This is a genomic window from Streptomyces sp. NPDC004752, assembly GCF_053601275.1.
This window is the reverse complement of the sequence record NZ_JBSGBN010000254.1, coordinates 1-5,036: the sequence shown is the minus strand read 5'-3', so window position 1 is coordinate 5,036 and position 5,036 is coordinate 1. Positions and strand designations below refer to the sequence as shown.

The following is a 5,036-nucleotide window of genomic DNA, read 5'->3' as shown; positions in this document are numbered from 1 at the left end:
GAGGCGTGGGCCGTTCTGCGTGACGGGGACGGCAGGGAGGCGGCCGGTGGCTTCGGTGGTGGGCTTGTTGGACGTCGAAACCAGTGGCTGAACAGACTGCGGGCCGCGGCGACCGGCTGAGAGCGTTGTGGCAAAGGGAGTCCCTGTTCGATGAGCAGGGGCTTCTTCGTGTGCGGGGCATGATCGCGGCGGGGTAGGGGCAGGCAGCGGACGGCTTGTTGTTGATCGAGGAGGTCGCGATGCCGTCGGTGCTGGGGTTGATGGAACGGCGTGAGGCGCGGGCGAGGCAGGATCTGGAGTCCTGGACGGAGGTTCTGGAGCAGGCTCAGGCGGAGGTGGAGGCCGCGCGGGAGCGAGTCGAGCGGGCCCGGGTGGGGCGTGAGGAGCTCGTGTCGGTGCTGGCGGAGGAGAGCACGGTTGATACGCCGGTTTCCGTGCCTTCGGGTGGCGAGGTGGTGACCGCTGTGGGATCCAGCGGCTTGGGCGCGGTGCATGGCGAGCGGCCGCCGGTGTGGCGGTCAGGCATGGGCGAGGAGGTGCTCAGCGGCCTGTACCGGGAGGTGTTCGCCGCTGCGGTGGCCGCTTCGGGGCCGGTGAACGGGGTGGAGTTGACGCGGGCGGTGGGCCGGGAAGCGGAGATCAAGAACGAGGTGGAGAAGATCCGTCACCGTGCCTACGTGCTGGAGAAGCGGGGCTGGCTGGTGCGGGCGAAGGACGGACGGTTCACGCCCGCGCCCGGAGCAGTCGGCCGGGGCGCTTCTCCGGCCAGTGCGGAGCGTCCCCGGCCAGGCGCCGGGACAGCTTGATCACGGCGGCCCACCACACCATCTGGGCGTGGTGGTCGGGGCGGCGTTCGTGGTCGCGGTTGAGGCGGCGTGAGCGGGAGAGCCAGCTCAGCGTGCGCTCCACCACCCATCTGCGGGCCAGTACGACAAATCCGCGCCGCCCGTCAGAGCGGCGCACGACCTCGACGCGCACCCCGTGGTGGGCGAACGCCTTCGCCAGCGCCGGCCCCTGATAGGCGCTGTCGACCCACACCAGCTTCAGCAGCCGGCCCGGCTGGTCCATGAACGTCTCCAGCAGCGCGGGGGCGGCCTTGGAGTCGTGCACGTCGGCCGTGGTCACGGTGACCTCGAGGAGCAGACCCTCGGTATCGGTCAGGACGTGACGCTTGCGCCCGTCACGTGACTTGCCGCCGTCGTATCCCCGGCTGTCCTCCCCGACGGTCTCGGAGGCGTCCACCGACTGACTGTCGATGATTCCCGCACTGGGCTCGGCGTTGCGGCCTCTTTGCTCCCTCGCCGCGCGGCGCAGGCGTTCGTACAGTTCACGCACGTAGTCATAGGCACGCCAGCGGCGGAAGAAGTCATAGACCGCCCGCCAGTACGGGAAGTCGACCGGCAGGGCCATCCACCTCACGCCGTTGTCGACCAGGTAGCGCACAGCGTCGAGTATCTCGCGGTGGCAGTACGCCTCCGGACGCCCGCCCCGCTTCAGGAGCCAGGCCGGCACCGGCATCGCCGAGCGGACCTCGGCCCACTCCGCATCCGTCATGTCACTCGGATAGCACAGCGCCCGCCGTCCCGGAGCGATCGAACCGAACCTGTGCACGTAGCAGTCACACCCAGGGATGGCCGTGGTGGACGCGAGCACAGCAGGGATGGTCAACTCGTCAGACAACGGGTCTCCTTGCTCGTGACCGGCCTCAACAACCACGTCACTACCAAGGGGCCCGTTTCTTCATGCCCACGACCACACCGACATCTCTGTCCGAATGATCACCACCCGCACCGCAGGCTTCGAACGAGATCCGGTTTGCCACAACGCACTAACTCAAACAACGGCATTGACTGGTCGGATCGTGGTGCCGCGATGAGCTGGCAGGTTCACTTGATCGCAGTCGGCTCGGGCATTTTGAACGCCCTGGGAAGTCCTCAGCCATTGCGGTCGAGGCGGATGGTGTGAGCGTGGGACGCAACTAGCGGGCCCGGCATGTGGTGAACTGCGTTCATGGACGGAGGGTTTTGTCGGTGTTGGCGGTTCGTGCCGGGTCTTTGGCGCGGTGGGTGTTTCGGTATTGCTGGGGTGTGATACCGGTGAGGCGGCGGAAGTGGGGCCGAAGTGAGATGCCGGTGGTGAAACCGACGCGGGCGGCGATGGCGTCGATGGTGAGGTCGGTGTCCTCCAGCAGCCGTTGGGCGTGCAGGACGCGTTGATGCAGGAGCCACTGCAGCGGTGAACTGCCGGTCTGTGCCCGGAATCGCCGGTCGAATGTGCGGCGGCTTTGACGGGTGAGGGCCGCGAGGGTGTCGATGTCGAGTGGCTGGTCGAGATGGGCCAGTGCGTAGGCCGTGGCCGCCGACAGATCGGCGCTGTCGTCGGGTGAGGGGACGGGTTGCTCGATGTACTGGGCTTGGCCGCCGCTGCGGTGTGGGGGGACGACCATGCGGCGGGCGATCGTGGAGGCCACGCGGGCTCCCCAGGCGCGGCGGACCAGGTGCAGGCAGGCGTCGAGTCCGGCGGCGGTGCCGGCGCTGGTGATGACGTCACCCTCATCGACGTAGAGCGCATCGGAATCGACGTGGATCGTGGGGTAGCGGGCGGTGAGAGCAGGAGCGTGGGCCCAGTGGGTCGCCGCGCGCCGTCCGTCGAGCAGCCCCGCAGCCGCGAGGACGAAGGCCCCCATGCACAGGCCGACGATGACGGCGCCGTCGGCATGCGCCTGGACGATCGCTTGCAGCACGTGCTGGGACGGGTCTTGCTGGGGGTCACGCCACGTGGGCACGATCACCACGCCCGCGCGGTCCAGCGCGTCCAGGCCGTGCGGGGGCAGTAGTTGCAGGCTGCTGGTACTGGCGAGCATCCCGTCCTCGGCGGCGACGGCGAGCACCTCGAATGCCGGCACGCCGTGCCGGCTCCGGTCGACTCCGAAGACCCCGATCGGGACGGAGGTCTCGAACATGGGGGCGTGGTTGAAGATCAGGACGGCGATGGTGGTGGTACGTCGCGTCACGAGGTTGCCCTCCCTGCGCTGCGGAGGATCACGGCGTGCTGGCTGGAATCCAATGACAGGTGGCGTATCAGCCACTCACCGTAGCAGGTGGGCGTTGGAGACGATCACCGCATGAGTTCTCCGTATTCCCACCTGGATGGTGAGTCCGATCGACGTGCGCGGGATGAAGCGAACGGCGCCGCTGTGATCGAAGAACGCGCCACCGCACGCATGATGTTGGTAGGAGGGCCGACAGCGATCATCGAACTCGGCGGGCTGCGCCTGCTCACCGATCCGACCTTCGACCCGCCGGGCGAGTACCCGATCGGTGACCGAACCCTGACCAAGACCCTCGGCCCGAGCGTCCCAGCGGATCAGGTAGGTCGCATCGACGCGGTACTGCTGTCACATGACCAGCACCCGGACAACCTCGATGCCGCCGGACGCCGGCTGCTCGACGAGGTTCCCGTGACAGTGACGACTCCCGCAGCAGCCGAACGACTGGGCGCCCATGCACTGGGACTCCCGCCATGGCGTCACACCACCATGCAGCGACCCGACGGCAACCAACTGCGCATCACCTCGGTCCCCGCCCGGCACGGGCCCGAGGGCACCGAGGCCGCACTCGGACCTGTCACCGGGTTCGTCCTGTCCGCCCCTGATCTGCCGTCGGTCTACATCAGCGGGGACAACGCCTCACTGCAGATGGTCCAGCAGGTAGCAGACAACCTCGCCCCGATCGACGTCGCTGTACTGTTTGCCGGCGCCGGCCGCACCACCCTGTTCGACGCCTACCTGAACCTGACCAGCACACAGGCAGCTCAGGCCGCCCAACTGCTCAACGTGCGAACCGCAGTTGTCCTGCACACCGAGGCATGGGCCCATCTCACCCAAGGCCCCGACACCGTGAAAGACGCCTTCGACCGGCAAGGCGAACAGCACCGACTCCTCACACTCCGCCACGCGCAGTGGACCGACCTATGGACGAGCGCTCTGCAAGCCGGGGCCACCAATTGATGGCCACGACCCCGTGACCGGTCCGCGCCGGAGTGCGAGCAACCGGTGGCCGCCAACTCCGACGGCGGCCAGAACGAGGGCAGGTGATCGCGCAGCAGGCGCGCCGCCTCGCGGGTGCGCTCGGGACCGTACGAGGAGATGCCCATGTACAGCGCCTTGCCCTGCCGGACCGGGGACGCGAGTGCGCCCATGGTCTCCTCGAGCGGGGTCTCGGGGTCGAAGCGGTGCGAGTAGAAGATGTCGACATAGTCCAGGCCCATCCGGTCCAGCGACTGGTCGAGGGAGGCCAGCAGGTACTTGCGCGAGCCCCATTCCCCGTACGGGCCGGGCCACATGTCGTAGCCGGCCTTGGTGGAGATGACCAGCTCGTCGCGGTAGGGACGGAAGTCCTGGGCGAACAGGGTGCCGAAGTTGGCCTCGGCGGCGCCGTACGGCGGGCCGTAGTTGTTGGCCAGGTCGAAGTGGGTGATCCCCAGGTCGAAGGCACGGCGCAGGATCGCGCGCTGGCGCGGTGGCGCTTGTCGGCCCTGTGATCCCGCAGGAAGGACTCGATCACGGCGTTGGCCCCTTCGGGTCGTTCCAGCACCGCCAGGTGGCAGGCGGACAGGGCGACCGCCGGACGGGAGGCGGTGACCAGCCGCTGCCCGGCGGCGAGCGGCAGGATGCGGTTCCTCTGGCTCCACGGGTCAGGACCGGCACTTCGAGGCTGGCAGCCGGGTCGAAGGCGGCGAAGGCGTGCAGGTTTGCCGCGACGCTGAGCAGGACGCGCACCTGGTCGGGGTCGCGGTACAACTCGCGCGGATGCTGCCGGATTTCCGGGTCGATTCGTGAGGGCTCGGCGAAGTGGCTGATCCGCAGGAGGCTGTCGGCCAGGACGAGCGGGATCGGCAGACGGCCCAGGAGACGGACCGCATCGGGGCATGCCGAGCGAGGGGGGTGGAAGGGGCCCAGCAGACCGCAGTTGGTGTCCTGGGTGAGGATGTTGAGGGCGGCGATGCCGCGTACCCGAGCGGGGTGGTTCGCCGCG

5 protein-coding genes and 1 pseudogene are annotated in these 5,036 nt (G+C 68.6%); 2 read left to right on the top strand and 4 right to left on the bottom strand.

What is annotated here, in order from left to right; all coding sequences use genetic code 11:
- The first annotated feature begins 221 nt into the window (after nt 1-221).
- Nucleotides 222-806, top strand: coding sequence for a hypothetical protein (locus ACWEKM_RS45755; protein WP_451627235.1), 585 nt, complete (start codon nt 222-224; stop codon nt 804-806).
- Here ACWEKM_RS45755 and ACWEKM_RS45750 read toward each other — a convergent pair.
- Both ACWEKM_RS45750 and ACWEKM_RS45745 read right to left on the bottom strand, forming a co-directional pair.
- Nucleotides 724-1,680: an IS5 family transposase gene (locus ACWEKM_RS45750; protein WP_451627234.1), complete on the bottom strand. Its 957-nt coding sequence runs from the start codon at nt 1,678-1,680 to the stop codon at nt 724-726. The two genes, ACWEKM_RS45755 and ACWEKM_RS45750, sit on opposite strands and share 83 nt — an antisense overlap.
- Before the next feature lie 328 nt (nt 1,681-2,008).
- Nucleotides 2,009-3,013, bottom strand: a complete 1,005-nt coding sequence (locus ACWEKM_RS45745) for a GlxA family transcriptional regulator (RefSeq protein WP_451627233.1) — start codon at nt 3,011-3,013, stop codon at nt 2,009-2,011.
- Between the two features lie 210 nt (nt 3,014-3,223).
- Here ACWEKM_RS45745 and ACWEKM_RS45740 point away from each other — a divergent pair, with 210 nt between their 5' ends.
- Nucleotides 3,224-4,009, top strand: a complete 786-nt coding sequence (locus ACWEKM_RS45740) for an MBL fold metallo-hydrolase (protein WP_451627236.1) — start codon at nt 3,224-3,226, stop codon at nt 4,007-4,009.
- 71 nt (nt 4,010-4,080) lie between these two features.
- Here the strand turns inward: ACWEKM_RS45740 and ACWEKM_RS45735 are convergent.
- Nucleotides 4,081-4,608 (bottom strand): annotated as a pseudogene (locus tag ACWEKM_RS45735) (aldo/keto reductase); the annotation flags it as partial.
- Nucleotides 4,562-5,036 (bottom strand): hypothetical protein (locus ACWEKM_RS45730; RefSeq protein WP_451627232.1); only part of this gene is annotated, 475 nt, incomplete at its 5' end. The pseudogene ACWEKM_RS45735 and the gene ACWEKM_RS45730, both read right to left, overlap by 47 nt.

Bases quoted from the DNA above. Each gene is read 5' to 3' on its own strand.
- ACWEKM_RS45740 (WP_451627236.1), top strand. From the start codon at position 3,224: ATGATGTTGGTAGGAGGGCCGACAGCGATCATCGAACTCGGCGGGCTG.